Origin of the sequence: Klebsiella sp. K47, from assembly GCF_051858335.1 — a bacterium.
In the GTDB taxonomy this organism is placed as follows: Bacteria; Pseudomonadota; Gammaproteobacteria; order Enterobacterales; family Enterobacteriaceae; genus Klebsiella; species Klebsiella pneumoniae.
This window is the reverse complement of record NZ_JBPYUI010000194.1, coordinates 1-243: the sequence shown is the minus strand read 5'-3', so window position 1 is coordinate 243 and position 243 is coordinate 1. Positions and strand designations below refer to the sequence as shown.

The window sequence follows — 243 nt, the reverse complement described above, 5'->3', positions numbered from 1 at the left end:
CGAACACGCCGACATAGTCCAGCCGCTCGGCCAGGGTGCGCGCGTAGCCGATGGCCGCCTCATGCTGGGCCGCCGACAGCTGCGACGGGGCCAGACTGGCCGAGAGCACGCCATTGACGTGCCAGTTGCCGGTGATCGGCCAGGCGCGGAACTCGCCATCCTGCGCCCGTACCGCCACCACGCTGACCTCGCGATCAAAGGCGACGAAACCTTCCAGAATCAGGCCGGTCTTTTCGACCTGGC

Annotated in this window: 1 protein-coding gene; it reads right to left on the bottom strand. The window is 67.9% G+C overall.

Annotation, left to right across the window (positions count from 1 at the left end; all coding sequences use genetic code 11):
• On the bottom strand, nt 1-243 hold a 243-nt coding region (locus RRF55_RS27670; protein ID WP_439419250.1), incomplete at both ends, for an ATP-grasp domain-containing protein.